The sequence below is a fragment of the Vibrio sp. 704 genome (assembly GCF_033339295.1).
In genome coordinates this window covers 1-511 of the sequence record NZ_JAWOUH010001040.1, presented here as the reverse complement: position 1 = coordinate 511, position 511 = coordinate 1, and the positions used below count along the sequence as shown (strand labels likewise).

At 43.6% G+C, this 511-nt stretch carries 1 protein-coding gene; it reads left to right on the top strand.

The features are described 5' to 3' along the window. On the top strand, window positions 1-511 hold a 511-nt coding region (locus R7R24_RS30535; protein ID WP_318120692.1), incomplete at both ends, for an aldo/keto reductase family oxidoreductase.

Sequence of the window (511 nt, the reverse complement as noted above, 5' to 3'; positions counted from 1 at the left end):
CGTTTGTCATTTCTTAAGCAACATATTGAGTTAGGGATCACTACGGTCGATCACGCAGACATTTACGGTAACTACGAATGTGAAGCGTTGTTTGGTGAAGCGTTAGCTTTGGATAAAAGCGTACGTGACCAAATCCAGATCGTGACCAAATGTGACATTAATTTGTGTGGTGACAAAACACCTGAACGCAAAATTAATCACTACGACACAAGTTCGGCACACATTTACCAATCAGTGAACAACTCACTTGAGCGCTTAAATGTGGATGAAATCGATGTGCTATTGATCCATCGTCCAGATGTATTGATGGATGCTGATGAAGTTGCGGAAGCATTCACGGAGCTGCACAAAGTAGGTAAAGTGAAGCACTTTGGTGTGTCTAACTTTACGCCGCGTCAGTTCGAATTGCTGCAATCGCGCCTTGGTAAACCTCTTGTGACTAACCAAGTGGAAATCAACCCGCTTAATTTTGAGGTTGCGCACGATGGAACGCTGGACCAAATGCAAATGT